15 protein-coding genes are annotated in these 15971 nt (G+C 73.6%); 2 read left to right on the plus strand and 13 right to left on the minus strand.

Translation table 11 applies throughout. From position 1 onward, the window contains the following. Nucleotides 1–124: 124 nt before the first annotated feature. Nucleotides 125–1408 (minus strand): adenylosuccinate synthase, encoded by a 1284-nt coding sequence (locus tag ACFVYL_RS19785; protein WP_389717646.1) that lies wholly within the window; start codon nucleotides 1406–1408, stop codon nucleotides 125–127. Between the two features lie 176 nt (nucleotides 1409–1584). On the opposite strand from ACFVYL_RS19785, the gene ACFVYL_RS19790 reads away from it, so the two are divergent. Continuing rightward, nucleotides 1585–2508, plus strand: a complete 924-nt coding sequence (locus ACFVYL_RS19790; protein ID WP_389717648.1) for a diacylglycerol kinase family protein — start codon at nucleotides 1585–1587, stop codon at nucleotides 2506–2508. 26 nt (nucleotides 2509–2534) lie between these two features. Here ACFVYL_RS19790 and ACFVYL_RS19795 read toward each other — a convergent pair whose 3' ends face one another. From ACFVYL_RS19795 to ACFVYL_RS19845, 11 genes are all read right to left on the minus strand, one after another. Beyond that, nucleotides 2535–3761, minus strand: a complete 1227-nt coding sequence (locus ACFVYL_RS19795) for a cytochrome P450 (protein ID WP_389717651.1) — start codon at nucleotides 3759–3761, stop codon at nucleotides 2535–2537. A 50-nt stretch (nucleotides 3762–3811) separates the two neighbouring features. Then, the gene (locus ACFVYL_RS19800) at nucleotides 3812–4480 is read right to left on the minus strand and encodes a response regulator (RefSeq protein ID WP_389717653.1); all 669 of its coding nucleotides are present in this window, start codon (nucleotides 4478–4480) and stop codon (nucleotides 3812–3814) included. Then, a complete protein-coding gene (locus ACFVYL_RS19805; RefSeq protein ID WP_389717655.1) occupies nucleotides 4477–5820 on the minus strand; it encodes a sensor histidine kinase in 1344 nt (447 codons plus the stop codon). The genes ACFVYL_RS19800 and ACFVYL_RS19805 overlap by 4 nt, the downstream gene beginning before the upstream one ends. A 150-nt stretch (nucleotides 5821–5970) precedes the next feature. Beyond that, complete coding sequence (locus ACFVYL_RS19810; protein ID WP_389717658.1) at nucleotides 5971–6645, minus strand: response regulator; 675 nt, start codon at nucleotides 6643–6645, stop codon at nucleotides 5971–5973. Next, nucleotides 6642–8027: a sensor histidine kinase gene (locus tag ACFVYL_RS19815; RefSeq protein ID WP_389717659.1), complete on the minus strand. Its 1386-nt coding sequence runs from the start codon at nucleotides 8025–8027 to the stop codon at nucleotides 6642–6644. The genes ACFVYL_RS19810 and ACFVYL_RS19815 overlap by 4 nt, the downstream gene beginning before the upstream one ends. After that, nucleotides 8020–9183: an acyltransferase gene (locus ACFVYL_RS19820; protein ID WP_389717662.1), complete on the minus strand. Its 1164-nt coding sequence runs from the start codon at nucleotides 9181–9183 to the stop codon at nucleotides 8020–8022. The genes ACFVYL_RS19815 and ACFVYL_RS19820 overlap by 8 nt, the downstream gene beginning before the upstream one ends. Beyond that, on the minus strand, nucleotides 9176–10129 hold the full coding sequence (locus ACFVYL_RS19825; RefSeq protein WP_389717665.1) for an alpha/beta hydrolase: 954 nt from the start codon (nucleotides 10127–10129) through the stop codon (nucleotides 9176–9178). The genes ACFVYL_RS19820 and ACFVYL_RS19825 overlap by 8 nt, the downstream gene beginning before the upstream one ends. A 190-nt stretch (nucleotides 10130–10319) precedes the next feature. Further along, nucleotides 10320–11198, minus strand: a complete 879-nt coding sequence (locus tag ACFVYL_RS19830) for an alpha/beta hydrolase (RefSeq protein ID WP_389717666.1) — start codon at nucleotides 11196–11198, stop codon at nucleotides 10320–10322. A 90-nt stretch (nucleotides 11199–11288) separates the two neighbouring features. Beyond that, on the minus strand, nucleotides 11289–12506 hold the full coding sequence (gene kynU / locus ACFVYL_RS19835) for a kynureninase (RefSeq protein ID WP_389717668.1): 1218 nt from the start codon (nucleotides 12504–12506) through the stop codon (nucleotides 11289–11291). Next, nucleotides 12499–13368 carry a tryptophan 2,3-dioxygenase family protein gene (locus tag ACFVYL_RS19840; RefSeq protein ID WP_389717669.1) on the minus strand — a complete coding sequence of 290 codons (870 nt, stop codon included), beginning with the start codon at nucleotides 13366–13368 and terminating at the stop codon, nucleotides 12499–12501. Before ACFVYL_RS19840 ends, kynU begins: the two co-directional genes overlap by 8 nt. A 150-nt stretch (nucleotides 13369–13518) precedes the next feature. Continuing rightward, complete coding sequence (locus ACFVYL_RS19845) at nucleotides 13519–14139, minus strand: CGNR zinc finger domain-containing protein (protein ID WP_389717672.1); 621 nt, start codon at nucleotides 14137–14139, stop codon at nucleotides 13519–13521. Nucleotides 14140–14250: 111 nt separating this feature from the next. Here ACFVYL_RS19845 and ACFVYL_RS19850 point away from each other — a divergent pair, with 111 nt between their 5' ends. Then, nucleotides 14251–15378 (plus strand): NADH:flavin oxidoreductase, encoded by a 1128-nt coding sequence (locus ACFVYL_RS19850; RefSeq protein WP_389717674.1) that lies wholly within the window; start codon nucleotides 14251–14253, stop codon nucleotides 15376–15378. A 162-nt stretch (nucleotides 15379–15540) separates the two neighbouring features. Here the strand turns inward: ACFVYL_RS19850 and ACFVYL_RS19855 are convergent, their stop codons facing one another. Then, complete coding sequence (locus tag ACFVYL_RS19855) at nucleotides 15541–15954, minus strand: DUF3151 domain-containing protein (RefSeq protein ID WP_389717676.1); 414 nt, start codon at nucleotides 15952–15954, stop codon at nucleotides 15541–15543. Nucleotides 15955–15971 lie beyond the last annotated feature (17 nt).

The following is a 15971-nucleotide window of genomic DNA, read 5'->3' on the forward strand; positions in this document are numbered from 1 at the left end:
GCATGACGGAGATGCCCTCCCACGGTAACGCCGGTCGCTGTCATGCCCGCCAGTCTTCCGGGCACGCCGAAGGGGTGGGTCGCACTTCAGCGCGACCCACCCCTTCGTGTGACGGGTGAGCTGATCAGACGAACGAGTTGATCTCGATCGTCTCCGTACGGCCCGGGCCCACGCCGATCGCGGAGATCGGCGCGCCGGACATCTCCTCCAGCGCCTTCACGTAACCCTGCGCGTTCTTCGGCAGGTCGGAGAAGGTCTGGGCCTTGGTGATGTCCTCGGACCAGCCGGGGAACATCTCGTAGATCGGCTTCGCGTGGTGGAAGTCGGTCTGGTTGTACGGGAGCTCCTCGACGCGCTTGCCGTCGATCTCGTACGCCACGCAGACCGGGATCTGCTCCCAGCCGGTGAGGACGTCGAGCTTGGTGAGGAAGAAGTCCGTCAGGCCGTTCACGCGGGTCGCGTAGCGGGCGATCGGGGCGTCGAACCAGCCGCAGCGACGGTCACGGCCCGTGGTGACACCGCGCTCGCCGCCGATCGTGCGCAGCGCCTCGCCGTCCGCGTCGAGCAGCTCCGTCGGGAACGGGCCCGCGCCGACGCGGGTCGTGTACGCCTTCAGGATGCCGATGACGCGGCTGATCTTCGTCGGGCCGACACCCGTACCCGTGCAGGCGCCGCCCGCGGTCGGGTTCGAGGAGGTGACGAAGGGGTACGTGCCGTGGTCCACGTCCAGGAGCGTGCCCTGGCCGCCCTCGAACAGGACGACCTTGTCCTCGTCGAGCGCGTTGTTGAGGATCAGGGTCGTGTCGGCGACGTACTGCTTGATGTTCTCGCCGTGCTCCAGGAGCTGCTCGACGATCTGCTCCGCCTCGATGGCCCGGCGGTTGAACACCTTCGTCAGGAGCTGGTTCTTCTGCTCCAGGGCCGCTTCGACCTTCTGCTTCAGGATCGACTCGTCGTAGAGGTCCTGGACGCGGATGCCGGTGCGGTTGATCTTGTCGGCGTAGGTCGGGCCGATGCCGCGGCCGGTGGTACCGATCTTCCTCTTGCCGAGGAAGCGCTCGCCCACCTTGTCGACCGTGACGTTGTACGGCGTGATGATGTGCGCGTTTCCGCTGATCAGCAGCTTCGACGTGTCGACGCCGCGCTCGTTCAGACCGCTCAGCTCGGAGAGCAGGACCGACGGGTCGACGACGACTCCGTTGCCGATGACCGGGACACAGTCCGGGGAGAGGATCCCGGAAGGGAGGAGATGCAGCGCGTACTTCTGGTCGCCCACGACGACCGTGTGGCCGGCGTTGTTGCCGCCCTGGTAGCGCACTACATAGTCCACGGAGCCACCGAGCAGGTCAGTGGCCTTTCCCTTGCCTTCGTCACCCCACTGAGCACCGAGCAGCACAAGTGCGGGCACAGGCGTACACCCCTTCCGGGCGGGGCATGTCCAAGGTCAGGGGCCGTAGCCGCCATATGGGTGTGCCTTGGATGCTGCCCCGGAATAGACGAAGCCCCTGGCGCAATAGCGCAAGGGGCTCTTGCACAAAGATGCTACCCGAGGTCTCAAAGAACGGCTAAAAGAAAGGGCGCACGTTGTCGGCTCGCGACCAGCTCCTAGTCGTCATCGACCCGGTCGCCCGGCGTACGGACGGTGAGTCGGTACGGATCGCGAAGGACGTGCTCAGTGCGGGCGCGGCGGTCCGGATCTGCCTGCCCGACGGCCCCGAGGACTTCACAAAAGCGCTGGCCAGGAGGGGTGCGCGGCGTCTGGTGGTGATCGGCGACGACCGTGCGCTGCTGCGGGCCGTCGGCTCTCTGCACCGGGACAGGGAGCTCGCCGGATGCGCGCTCTCGGTCGTTCCCGTGGGCGCGTCACAAACGCTCGCGCGGGCCCTCGGAGTGCCTGCCGGGGCGGTCGCGGCGGCGCGGGCGGTGCTTGAGGGGGCCCAGCGGCGGCTCGACCTGCTGGTGGACGACAGCGACGGGGTGGTCCTCGGGGATCTGCGGATTCCTCCGGTGGGGGCGGCCGAGGCGGATGTCTCCGCCGGTGCATTCGGCGCGGGCGCCGGTGCGGGCCCGGGGGCGGGCTCGGGGGCGGATGTCTCCGCCCGGGCCGTGTCGCGGGTGACCGCCGGCGGCCCCGCCGACGGCCACCCGTGGCTGCGGACCTGCCAGTCCTTCGTCCGCACGCTGGCCTCCCGGCCCTCGCGCCCGGTCCCCGGGGCGGGGCGCGGTCCCGCGCGGCTCCGGATCGAGGCGGACGGCGTCGTCCTGGTCGACCTGGACCAGCCCGTCGAGGGCGTCCGGATCACCGCGGTCCACGGCGGCCTGGCCCAGGTGGAGGTCCGGCCCACGTCGGTGGGCGCGGAGGCGGCGCCGCTACGGGTACGGGCCGGGACGGTGACCGTCTCCGGCCCCGACTTCCGCTACCGCGCGGACGCGGTGGTGGCGGGCCCGGTCCGCACCCGCACCTGGACGGTCCATCCGCTGGCCTGGGGGCTCACGTTGCCCCGGTGAGGGGCGGGAGGCCTCCGCCGCAAGGTTCAGACCTCGACAAGGAGTTCTTCCAGTCCCCGGATCACGAAGTCCGGCTTGCGGGGCGGGGGCGACGCGAGGGTGAGGTGCGGGGCCCTGTGGAGCAGCGCTGCGAGCGATGCGGTCAGTTCCATGCGGGCCAGCGGGGCGCCGATGCAGTAGTGGAGGCCCGCGCTGAAGGAGATGTGGGGGTTGTCGCGGCGGGCCAGGTCGAGTTCGGCGGGGCGCTCGAAGACCGCGGGGTCGTGGTTGGCGGCGCCGAAGAGGAGGGCCAGCTCCGCGCCGCGCGGGATCGTCACACCGTCGATCTCGATGTCGTCGAGGACCCAGCGCTCGAAGAGCTGCAGCGGGGTGTCGTAGCGCAGCAGCTCCTCGACGGCCGTCGGGACCAGTCCGGCCGGGTCGGCGCGCAGGGCGGCCAGCTGCTCGGGGTGGCGGAACAGCGCGTACCAGCCGTTGACCGTGGCGTTCACCGTCGCCTCGTGCCCCGCGTTCAGCAGGAGCACGCACGTCGAGATCATCTCCTGCTCGCTGAGTCCCTCCCCGTCCTCGTACGCCGCGATCAGGCCCGAGATCAGGTCGTCGCCCGGCTTCTCGCGCCGGACCGCGATCAGCTCCCGCAGGTAGGCGGTGAATTCGAGGGACGCCCGTACCGCCCGCACGGCCGTCTCCTCGGGCGGGTTCAGCTCGTACATGCCGCAGATCGCCGCCGACCACGGGCGGAGCAGCGGCCGGTCGCTCTCCGGGATGCCCAGCATCTGGGCGATGACCGCGACGGGGAGCGGCTCGGCGACGCGGGCCGCGAGGTCTCCGCCGCCGTCCGCCACCAGGTCGCGCACCAGGCGGTCGGCCAAGTCCGCGATGTAGGGGCGGAGCCGCTCGACCGTGCGCGGGGTGAACGCCTTCGACACCAGGCGCCGGATGCGGGTGTGCGCGGGCGCTTCCAGGTCGAGCATGCCGTTGTCGTTGAGGACGTGGAACGGCTCGTGCTCGGGCGGCGGGGGCCGGCGCCCGAACTCCTCGTGGCTGAAGCGGTGCAGGTAGGTGCGGCCGAGGCGCCGGTCGCGGAGCAGGGCCGCGACGTCCGCGTGGTGCGGGACCAGCCACTGGCCGGTGGGCGGGTGGTGGTGCACGCGGCCCGCCTCGCGCAGTCGCGCGTACGCCGGGTAGGGGTCGGCCAGGAACTCCGGTGACGAGGGGGCGAAGGCCCAGCCCGCTTCGGTCGCTGCGTCCATGGCGGGACGCTAGCCCCGCGCCCGCCCCGGTGAACACCCCGCGAACGCTCTCACCCGGGGGTGACCAGCCTCGCCTCGTAAGCGAACACCGCCGCCTGCGTGCGGTCCCGCAGCCCCAGTTTCACCAGGATCCGGCTGACGTGGGTCTTGATGGTGGACTCGGCGACCACGAGCCGAGAGGCGATCTCCGCGTTCGACAGTCCCTGCGCGATGAGGACGAGGACCTCCGTCTCGCGCTCGGTGAGCTCGCCGTACTGCTGGGCCTGGACCGTGGCCGACAGCCGCGGCGACTGCGCCAGCTTGGAGAACTCGGTGATCAGGCGGCGCGTCACCGTGGGCGCGAGCAGCGCCTCGCCGGACGCCACCACCCGTACGCCGTCGGCCAGTTGGCGAGCAGAGGCGTCCTTGAGGAGGAAGCCCGACGCGCCTGCGCGCAGCGCCTGGTAGACGTACTCGTCGAGGTCGAAGGTGGTCAGGACGAGGACCTTGGAGTTGCCCTCGGACGCGATGATCTCGCGGGTCGCCTCGATGCCGTTCAGTTCGGGCATGCGGATGTCCATCAGGACGACGTCGGGGCCGAGTTCGCGGACACGCCGCACCGCCTCGCGGCCGTTGACGGCCTCGCCGACGACCTCGATGTCGGGCATGGCGTTGAGGAGGACGGAGAACCCTTCGCGGACCATCATCTGGTCGTCCGCGATGAGGACGCGGATCGTCATGCGAGGTCCTCCGCCGCCGGGTCGGGACGGTCCGCGTGCGGCACCGGCAGGAAGACCGTGACCTCGTAACCGCCGTCGGGCGCCTGCTCCGCCGTCATCTCGCCGTTCAGCATCGCGACGCGCTCCCGCATGCCGGTGATGCCGTGCCCGGCGCCCGGGGAGGGCTTGACCAGGCCGGTCGCGGGGCCGTTCACGATGCGCAGGCCCAGGCCGCCGAGGACGTAGCCGACCTCGACGCGGGCCGCGGCGCCGGGCGCGTGGCGCAGGCTGTTGCTCAGCGCCTCCTGCACGATGCGGTACGCCGAGAGCTCCACGCCCTGCGGCAGTTCGCGGACCGCTCCGGTGATCACCTTGTCGACAGTCAGGCCCGCGTCGCGGACGTTGTCCAGGAGCCGGTCGAGGTCGGCGAGCGTGGGTTGCGGGGCGTCCGGCGCCTCGTAGTCCTCGGCCCGTACGACGCCGAGCACGCGGCGCAGTTCGGTGAGCGCGGACACCGCGTTCTCGCGGATCGTCACGAACGCCTGCTCCAGCTCGGGCGGCGGGTTCTCCACGCGGTAGGGCGCGGCCTCCGCCTGGATGGCGACCACCGACATGTGGTGGGCGACCACGTCGTGCAGCTCGCGGGCGATGGTGGTGCGCTCCTCCAGGAGGGTGCGCTTGTCGCGCTCGATGGCGGTGACGGTGCGCTGCACGGTGACCTCGCGCTGCGCCTCGCGGCGCACGTGCACCATGGTGGTGACAAGGAGCGCGAGCGCGGAGAAGAACAGCATCATCGGGGCGTCGGAGGCACCGGGCGACCCGAGACCGACCTCCGTGACCAGGCCGTACCCGGCCGTGGCGAGCCACATCCACAGGGCGGTGCGCGGACCGGTCCTGGCCGCGACGACGACCATCACCACGATGTGCGCGAAGAACGCGGGGGGCGTCCACGGCCAGCCGTCCCAGGTGTTGCCGAGCACCGCGGTGAACGGCGTCGAGGCCAGCGAGACCCAGAAGGCGCCGACCGGCCTGACCAGGGTCATCAGGACGGCGGCCGCCGGGATGAAGCCGGTGAGGAGGTGCGCGAGCTCGCCGCTGCCGAGGCCCACCTCGTAGGCGATGAGCATCGTGATCAGGGCCGCGGCGACCACCAGGGCGTGCGGGGCCCAGACGGCATACCCGCGTATCCGCTCCGGCAGGAGGCGGCCGAGGCGCCCCTCCGTCGCCCTGGGAGGCAGCATCCGGTAGGCGAAGGCGTCGCGGAACAGCGCCGCGTGCAGGCCGCCGAAGGCCTCCCGCACGAGGTGGTACTCGGGGCTCTTGCGGCCGCTGGCCTTGAGCTGCTCAGTCGTATCGGTCACGGCTACGACGGTACGGGGGCTCCGCCGCGGGGGCGTCCATAGCAAGAGGGGTTCCCGGGCGTCCGTCCCAGGTACTACTCGTCGTCCGTGCGGGCTGTCGGCCAAGGATTCGGGGCTCTGCCCCGGGCCCCGGACCCCGGGCCCCGGGTCTCAAGCGCCGGACGGCTTTCCGGGGCGGACCACGCCCGACTCGTACGCGAACACCGCCGCCTGCGTGCGGTCGCGCAGGCCCAGTTTCACCAGGATGCGGCCGACGTGGGTCTTCACGGTCTGTTCGGCGACGACGAGGCGCGCCGCTATCTCCGCGTTCGACAGGCCCTGCGCGATCAGGGCGAGGACCTCCGTCTCGCGCTCGGTGAGCTCGCCCACCCGGGATCTGAGGGGGCCGCGCGGACCGCCGTCCATGCGGGAGAACTCGGCGATGAGGCGCCGGGTGATGCCGGGCGCGAGCAGCGCGTCGCCCGCGGCCACCACGCGGACGGCCTCGGCGAGCTGGTGCGCGGAGGCGTCCTTCAGCAGGAAACCGGAGGCACCCGCGCGCAGCGCCTCGTACACGTACTCGTCGAGGTCGAAGGTGGTCAGGACCAGGACGCGCACGTCGGGCTGGGCCGCCGTGATGCGGCGGGTGGCCTCGATGCCGCTCAGCTCGGGCATGCGGATGTCCATCAGGACCACGTCCGGCGCGAGCCCGGCGACCTGGGCCACCGCGTCCGCGCCGTCGACGGCCTGCCCGGTCACCTCGATGTCCGGCTCCGCGTTGAGCAGGACGGAGAAGCCCTGTCTGACCATGATCTGGTCGTCTGCGATCAGCACTCGGATCGTCATGGTCGGATCTCTCTGTCAGGGGCGTCGGTCGGCGGGGAATCGGCCGGCAGGGAATCGGCCGGCAGGGCGTTCGCGGGCAGGAAGGCGGAGACCTCGTAGCCGCCGTCCGGGGTGGGACCCGTGGCGAGGTCGCCGCCCAGCATGGCGGCCCGCTCGCGCATGCCGAGCAGCCCGTGGCCCGCGCCGGGCGAGGGCGGGGCCTTCGAGCGGGCGCCGGAGTCGGTGACGCGCACGCGCAGGCCGCCGCGCGCGTACGCGAGCTCGATCCGCACCGTCGAGCCCGGCGCGTGCCGGATCGCGTTGCTGAGCGCCTCCTGCACGATGCGGTACGCCGACAGGTCCACGCCGGGCGGCAGCGGGCGCGGCTCGCCGGTGCTCTCGCGGTGGACGCTCAGACCGGCCGCGCGCGCGTTGTCGAGGAGGCCGTCCAGGCGGTCGAGGGTGGGCAGCGGGGCCTGCGGGGCGGCCTCGGGGGCGTCGGGGTTCTCCGCGCGCAGGACGCCGAGGACGCGGCGCAGTTCGGTGAGGGCTTCGAGGGCGTTCTCGCGGATGCCTTCGAGGTTCTCCCTGAGCTCGTCGGGCGGGTCCTTCACCAGGTGCGGGGCGACCTGCGCCTGGATGGAGATCACGGACATGTGGTGGGCGACGACGTCGTGCAGTTCGCGGGCGATGCGGCTGCGCTCCTCCAGGAGGGTGCGGCGGGCCCGCTCCTCGGCGGTGAGGGTCTCCTGCTCGACGAGGCGGGTGCGGGTCTCGCGGCGGCCGCGCAGCAGCGTGCCGAACAGGGTGACGGCGCCGAACACGATCGCCGAGAGGGGCACCGTGGTGTCGGAGGGGCCCGGGCCGGGGCTGGTCGTCAGCTGCAGCAGGAGCGGGACACCGACGCCGAGGGCGCAGGCCGCCCAGGCTGCCCGGGGCCGCAGCCGCAGCGCGAGCAGCAGCGTCACCGTCGCGTGCGCGATCAGCGCGGGCGGCCCCCACGGCCACGGCTGGGAGCCCTGCCCCATCGGAAGGGTCGTCATGCCCGCGACGGCCGTGCTCACCGCCAGGGACAGCCACCAGGCGGGGACCGGCCGCACCAGCGCCAGCAGGAGGGCCACGGCCTGCGCAAGGGCCATGGCCGGGCCGGCCGGGTGACCGAGGTGGTAGCGCTCCGACATCTGGTCGACGTTGCCGAGTGTCGTACCGAGGGCGATGCCCACGACCACCAGGTGCGGGGCCCAGCGCAGCAGACGCGGCCTCCCGAGCGGCGGCAGCGGCATCGGCGCCACCGTCCCCAGCTCCTCGCGCAGACTCCGCGCCTCCGACAGGACGGCACCGTCGAACCGCTCCCCGTCACCGCTGCCGCGGCCCCCACCGTTCACCCGGTCAACCCTAGACATGCCGCGCCACCTTCACTCCCGCGCCCCCGGACCCGCGCCGCCCCCGTGCCCGGCCGCCCCGCTCGTACGTGCGGAACGCCGCCCAGCACACCGCGAGACCGAGCGCGAACACCGGCAGCCAGGCGAGGCGGGCGAGCAGCCAGCCCCAGCCGTCCGGCGCTGTGTGCAGGCCGGGCAGCGGGCCGCCGGTGAGCAGGCCGAGCGCGGTGACCGCCATCAGCGCCGTCTGGTGCCAGAGGAATATCGTCATCGCGGAGAGGTTCGTCAGCGCCACCGCCGCCCACGCCGCGGGGCGGCGCAGCCCGCGGGCGAGCGGCTCCCGCAGCAGGATCGCGAGGCCGCACTGGGCGAGGCCGAAGGCGACGGCCGCCAGGGTGGGCGGGTTCAGGTTCGACACCGCGGCGCCCGGGACGCCCACCATCGAGGCGGGGTAGCCGGCCCACAGGACGAGGCCCGCGGCCGCCGCCGCGCCGCCCACCAGGAGCACCCGGCCCGAGCGCCGCGTCAGCTCGCCCCGCGCCCAGGCCGCGCCCAGCGTCCACGGCACGAGCCAGCCGGCCGCCAGGTTGATCCAGCCGAGCCAGGCGGGCCCGCCGAAGCCGAACCGTACGAGGTCCACGTGGAGGACGACGGCGATCGGCCACAGCGCATGGAGCCGCCGCACCAGCGGCGTGAGCGCGGTGAGCCCGGCGAAGACCAGCAGGAACCACAGCGGTGAGAGCGCCAGCTTCACCAGCGTGTGCACCGTGTCCGGGGCGGCGCCCGACAGGACCAGGCCCGCGCCGACGGCCGTCCACAGCACGAGCACCGCGGCGACCGGCCGGAAGAGGCGCCCGAGCCGGGCCGCGAGCCACGGGAGGCGGCCGGTGCCGCGTTCGCGGGCCGACGCGTGGCTCTTCGTCGCCACGTACCCGCCGACCAGGAAGAACACGGCGAGCGTCTGGAAGATCCAGGAGACGGGCGCGAGCCAGGGCTGGTGCCGCAGCGGGCTGGCGGCGTGCAGGGCACCGCCGTCCGACACCAGGGCGGTGACCAGCCAGTGCCCGCCGACCACGCCGAGGATGGCGAGGGCCCGCAGGGCGTCGAGACCGCGGTCCCGGCCTGCGGGGGTGGCGGCGTCGACGCGCCGGGCGAGTGCGGAGAGGCGCTCACGCACGGCCGGCCTCCGCTCCGTCGCCGCGCGCGATCCGGGCGAGGTTGCGGAGCGGTACGGATCCCGGCTCCAGGTAGTCGCTGTGGCCGCCGTCGCCCGCCGCGAAGACGCGGGCCCCGAAGTGGCCGGAGACGGGGTCGGTGCCGAAGCCGACGGTGGCGCCGAAGAGGCCGACGCTCGTGTGCGGCACGTCGGCGATCCAGTCGCCGGCGCCGCGGCCCGCCCAGATCCGGGCCCGGGTGTGCAGGTCACCGGCCGTGTCGACGCCGGTGCCCGGGCTGCCGTAGAGCGCGATGTCGGCGACGTCCAGGCCGCGCGGCCCCGAAGCGGCGGCGGCGCACACCACCGAGCCGTAGGAGTGGCAGAGCAGGGAGACGCGGGCGCGGGCGTTGATGCCGTGCAGTTCGCCGACGAAGGAGCGCAGCGCGGGGGCCGCCTCCTTCGCGCGGCCCGTCGTCAGGACGGCGGGGCTGACCGTGCCCGGCGTCTCGTACCCGAGCCAGGCCACGACGGCCGTGCGGGGTCCGGCCGCCGCGTGCAGGGCGAGGGCGCCGGAGCGCAGCCTGCCGTACGTGTCGAGGGAGGTGTCCGAGCCGGGCACCAGGACGGCGACGCGGTCCGCGGCCGTCAGGTCGCCGAAGACCTCGGCGGTGCGTCCCGTCCCGCGCCCGTCGAAGGCGAGGAACCGCCGGCCGGGCGCGGCCATCGCGCGCAGCTCCGCGGCCCGCCGCGTGGCGCCGTACCCGTCGGCGAGGGCCGCCGCCTCGGTGGCGTTCGCCCGGTTCGCGGCGTACGCGGCGGGGAGGCCCTGCGCCGTGACGCGGCCGAGGGAGGCGGGGGCGGGGGCCGGGATCTCGGGGCGGGCGGCGCCCGACACCGGAATCACCACGGCGGCCGCGACCCCGACGGCCAGCAGAGTGCGGCGCAGCCGCCCGGCCCGGATCCTCATCGTGCGCTTCCCTTCCGTCGTTTCGCGGGCCGGTGTTCCGACTCGCTTCCACGGAAGGGAAGTTATGGATCAGTCTCTGTCGCTCACATCCCGCTGGGGTATGCAGCCGCGGGGTAGCTCTCAGGTATTACGGGTATCCCCGGGTATCACGGGTATCCCCCGGGCCCCCGTCACCGCGGGCCCGAGCCGGTCAGAAGGCCAGTTGCGCGATCTCTTCGGCGACCACCGCGCAGGCGTCCGCCGCCGGGTCGATGAGCGGGAAGTGCCCCACGTCCTCCAGGAGCGTGAGGCCCACGACCTCGCCCGCCTTCGCGGCCGCGTCGGCGTACGCCTCGGCCACCGCCTGCGGCACGACGATGTCGGTGCGCCCCTGCACGACGGTCGTGGCGATGCCCGTCGGGAGCAGGGCGGCCGGGTCGGCGTACGGCAGCCGCTCCTCGAACCGGTCGCCGCCGCCCAGGAGTTGCGCCGACGCGCCGTCGCAGACGGCCAGCTCCTCGGCGACGCGGAGGTCCGCGATCGGCGCCAGCGCGACGACGCCGCGCAGCGGGGCCGGGCGGCCGGTGTGCCAGGGGGAGTCGGCGGGCAGTACGTGCCGTGCGGCCGCCCACAGGGCGAGGTGGCCGCCCGCGGAGTGCCCGGTCACCACGGTGCGGCGCGGGTCGGCGGCGGGCAGGGCGTCGCGGACGAGGGCGGGCAGCGCGTCGAGGGCGGCCGCCACGTCGTCGAAGGTCTCGGGCCAGCGCCCGGCGACCGGGCCCGTGCCGGCCTGTGCGGGGATCGGACTGCCCCTGCGGTACTCGACGTTGGCCACCGCGAAGCCCCGGCGGGCGAGGAAGTCCGCGAAGGGGGTGATGTGGTGCCGGTCATAGGGCGCCCGCCACGCGCCGCCGTGCAGGACGACGACGAGCGGGGCGGGGCGGCCCGCGTCACCCCTGGGGGCGTAGAAGTCGACGACCTGGTCGGGGTGTTCCCCGTACGCGGCGGTGGTGTCCGGCTTCACGGCGGGATGCGCGAAGGCGGCCTCGGCCTCGGCGGCATCGCGGGCCACGGCGGCGTCGTCCGGCATGCGGCAACCTCTCAACGGCAGTGCGGCTGGCGGCACTGCCCCCGCGCTTCCGGCGGGCGGAATCGCGGGGGCAAGATCCGCCGGACGCTATCAGTCCAGCGTGTCCGCCAGTACCCGAGCGGCCCGTTCGGCGTCGCCGAACGAGACGTACAGCGGCGTGAACCCGAAGCGCAGCACGTCAGGCGCGCGGTAGTCGCCGACCACGCCCCGCTCGACGAGCCGGCGCATGACGTCACCCGCGCCCGCGCAGCGCAGCGCGACCTGGCTGCCGCGCTCGGCGTGCACGGCCGGAGTGAGGGACTCCACGCGCCCCTTCGGCACGTACGCGCCGACGCACCGCAGGAAGAAGTCGGTCAGGGCGAGGGACTTGGCGCGCACGGCGTCGACGCCGACGCCGTCCCACACGTCGAGCGCCGCCTCAAGGGCGAGCATCGACAGGATGTCCGGGGTGCCGACGCGGCCGCGCAGCGCCCCGTCCGCCGCCTCGAACTCGGGCCGCATCCCGAAGGGTTCGGCGTGCGAGTTCCAGCCGGGCAGCGGGGAGTCGAAGCGGGGCTGCAGATCCGCCCGTACGTAGAGGTAGGCGGGCGAACCCGGGCCGCCGTTCAGGTACTTGTAGGTGCACCCGACCGCGAGGTCCACGCCATGCGCGTCGAGCCCGACGGGCAGCGCGCCCGCGGTGTGGCACAGGTCCCAGACCACGAGCGCGCCCGCGTCGTGCACGGCCCGCGTCAGACCGGGCAGGTCGTGCAGGCGGCCGGTGCGGTAGTCGGCGTGGTTGAGCAGGACGGCGGCGGTGCGCCCGCCGAGGACGCCGGGGACCTCGGCGGGGGCGGCCGGGACGAGCCGGCAGCCGGTGAGGCGGGCCGCGGACTGCGCGATGTACCCATCCGTGGGGAACGTCGTGGCGTCGACGACGATCTCGTCGCGTCCCCCGTCCGCGGCACGGGCCATGCGGACGGCGGCCACCAGCGCCTTGAAGACGTTCACGCTGGTGGAGTCGCCGACCACGATCTGCCCCAGGGCTGCGCCGACCAGCGGGGCGATGCGGTCGCCGATGCGCTCGGGCGCGGTCCACCAGCCGCTCTCGTCCCAGGACCGGATGCGCAGCTCGCCCCACTGGCGGCTGATGACGTCGGCCACCCGGCCCGGCACGTGCGCGGGCAGCGCGCCCAGGGAGTTGCCGTCCAGGTAGACGGTGTCGTCGAGGACGAACTGCGCGCGCCTGTCCCGCAGTGCGTCGTCGGCGTCCAGCTTCGCCGCCTCGGCCGCGAGGTCCGGTGCGGCGCCGGCACGGTCGTCAGACATGGCTCCTCGCAGTCCACAGCTCGGGGAAGACGTTCTTCGCCGCCCGCTTCTCCAGCCACGCCACACCGGCGGAGCCGCCCGTGCCGGTCTTGGCGCCCATCGCGCGGCGGGTGGCGACGAGGTGGTCGTTGCGCCAGCGCCAGACCAGCTCCGCGACGTCCGTCAACGTCTCGCCCAGGCGGGCCAGTTCGCCGCTCTCGTCGCCGGAGTAGAGCTCGGTCCAGACGGCCTCGACCTCGGGCGACGGCTCGTACTTCTGGGTGAGGTCGCGCTGCAGGACGGCGTCCGGTATCGCGTACCCGCGGCGGGCGAGGAGGCTGAGGACCTCGTCGTACAGGCTCGGGTCCTGCAGCGCCTTCTCCAGCTCCGCGTGGACGCGCGGCGCGCCCCGGTGCGGGACGAGCATGGACGCGGACTTGTCGCCGAGCAGGAACTCCATGCGGCGGTACATCGCGGACTGAAAGCCGGACCCCTCGCCGAGCGCGCCGCGGTAGGAGTTGAACTGGGCGGGGGTGAGCTGGGCGAGCGGGCGCCAGGAGGCGTTCAGGGCCTCCAGCTCGCGCAGGCTGCGCTTGAGCGCGTGCTGCGCCACGGGGATGTCGTCGCGGCGCAGGGCGTGCGCCGCGGTCTCCCACTCGTGGACGATCACCGTGAACCACAGCTCCATGACCTGGGTGGTGACCAGGAAGACCATCTCTCCGGGGTCGTCCGAGCGCAGGTGCTGCAGGTGGGTGAGGACGTCCGCCTGGACGTAGTCCTCGTACGGGGTGGTTCCCGCGAAGTCGAGGTTCGGGCTCTCCGCCTCGGGAACCTCGGTGGACGCGCGCTCCTGGTGGGAGGCCTCGGGCGTCTCTGGGGACATCGCTGTCTCCTCGATACGTACTCCGGGTAGCGGTCCGCCCCTGCCGTTACCGACACGGGGGCCCCGGTCCCCACGGGAATCTTCTGCAACTTTCCCGGAATCGGCAAGGGCTCGGACACGTCACACAGCAGCGAACACATGACACTGCTGTCACGCCTCGACGGAGACACTCCCGCCCGTCCCTGCCCGGCGACGCTCCCGGCAGGCCCGCAGATGGGCGGCGTTCCCGCAGCCGCGCACCGAGTGCCAGACGCCGCTGTTGTTGCGGGAGCGGTCGTAGAACGCGGCGGCGCAGTACTCGTTGCGGCAGATCTTCAGCCGCCGCCAGAGGCCCATGGCCTGGGCGAGCAGCCCTTCGGCGAGGACGGCGGAGACCAGCCAGCGCGCGCCCGCGCCCTCCGGCTCCACGGTCAGGGCGCCGTCCCCGGAGAGCTCGACCACGACCGGCGCGGAGGTGAAACGCACCGCGCCGCCGTCCTGATCGCCCGCGGCCAGCGCGCGGCGCAGCTGGTCGCGCAGGCAGCGCAGCTTCGGCAGGTCCTCGGCGGCCAGGACCAAGCGCACGCCGCCCCGGCCGGTCTCCGCGGCCCAGGACCGCACGGCCAGGTCGGCCCACTCCTGGGCGGGGCCGAGCGCCCCGTCGGCGAGCAGGTCGGCGGCGTCGGCGGAGTCGGGGTGGCCGGCGGGCGCGGTGTTCAGGAGCTCCTGAACGAGGGCGAGGCCGCCGGGCGCGGGGGTCAGACAGAGGCGCTCGGTCGCGGGCCAGTTCATGCCGTTCACGGTACCCCTCTTGGCAACGACATGGGCAAAGCACTTACAGTGCTGTCAGACGCGTATGCCTCTGTTCGCGCCGTACACCCTGCAGAATCTCCGGGAGAACGCATGGAAGCCACGGAAACCACCGCCTCACGAGCCGCGAACATCCTCGGCCGCCCCTTCGACATCAACGGCCTCAGCCTCCGCAACCGCATCGCCATGGCTCCCATGACCCGTGAGTTCTCGCCGGACGGCGTGCCCGGCGCCGACGTCGCGGAGTACTACGCGCGGCGCGCCGCGGGCGGCGTCGGCCTGATCATCACCGAGGGCACGTACGTCGACCACGCGTCGGCGGGCAGCAGCCACCGCGTCCCGCACTTCCACGGCGACGCCGCGCTCGACGGCTGGCGCCGGGTCGCCGACGCCGTGCACGCGGCGGGCGGCAGGATCGTCCCGCAGCTCTGGCACGTCGGCGCGACCCGCGACGAGGGCCAGGGCCCCGTACCCGCCGCACCCCCCGCGGGCCCCTCCGGCCTCGCCCTCGACGGCACCGCCAAGGGCCGCACGATGACGGGCGCCGACATCGACGCGGTGATCGGTGCCTTCGCCGACAGCGCGGCCGCCGCCGAGCGGCTCGGCTTCGACGGCGTCGAACTGCACGGCGCGCACGGCTACTTGATCGACCAGTTCCTCTGGAGCACCACCAACCGCCGCACCGACGGCTACGGCGGCGACCTCGCCTCCCGCACCCGCTTCGCCGCGGAGATCGTCGAGGCGGTCCGCGCGGCGGTCTCGCCGACGTTCCCCGTGATCTTCCGGCTCTCCCAGTGGAAGGCGTACGCCTTCGACGCGAAGCTGGCCACGGACCCGGCCGAACTCGACGCCCTGCTCAGCCCGTTGGCGGCGGCGGGCGTCGACGCCTTCCACGCCTCCACGCGCCGCTACTGGCTCCCCGAGTTCGACGGCGCGGACCTCAACCTCGCGGGCTGGGTCAAGAAGCTCACCGGAAAGGCCACGCTGTCCGTGGGCTCGGTCGGCCTCGACAAGGAGTTCGTGGGCACGGCGGGCTTCGCCGAGCGGGCCACGTCCACCGGCATCGACCTGCTCCTCGACCGCATGGAGCGCGACGAGTTCGACGTCATCGCGGTGGGCCGCTCGCTGATCGCGGACCCGGAGTGGGCGAACAAGGCGATGACGGGCCGCCTGGCGGAGGCGGCGCCGTACGACGCGAGCCTTCTGCGCACACTGGTCTGAGTTCGTCCGCGGACTCGTTGTGGCTGGCCGCGCAGTTCCCCGCGCCCCTGAAAGGTCCCCGGCGCCGGGGAGTCTCAGCCCGTCCGGCGCTTGAGGACGAGGCCGTCCAGGCCGAAAATAAACGGGGGTCCGGGGGCAGCGCCCCCGAACCCCCGCCCGACGTCAGCCGAGCGTCTCCGCCGCGGAAGCGGAAGAATCCCGCAAGAAGCCCGCGCAGCGCTCGTACTCCTCCTGCTCCCCGATCGCCTGCGCGGCCCGCGCGAGCCCGTGCAGCGCCCGCAGGAAGCCGCGGTTGGGCTCGTGCTCCCACGGCACGGGACCGTGGCCCTTCCAGCCGCTGCGGCGCAGGGCGTCCAGGCCGCGGTGGTAGCCGGTGCGGGCGTACGCGTACGACTCGACGACGCTGCCCCGCTCGAACGCCTCGTCGGCGAGCTGCGCCCAGGCGAGCGAGGACATGGGGTACTTCGCGGCGACGTCCGCGGGCGCCGCGCCGTTCGCGAGCAGCTCGCGCGGCTCGGGGTCGTCGGGCAGGTGGGTCGGGGGCGGTCCCCCGAGCAGATCCTTGTGAATGGCCATGGACCCAAGTCTGCGCC

Source organism: Streptomyces sp. NPDC058308 (genome assembly GCF_042880275.1).
GTDB lineage: Bacteria > Actinomycetota > Actinomycetes > Streptomycetales > Streptomycetaceae > Streptomyces.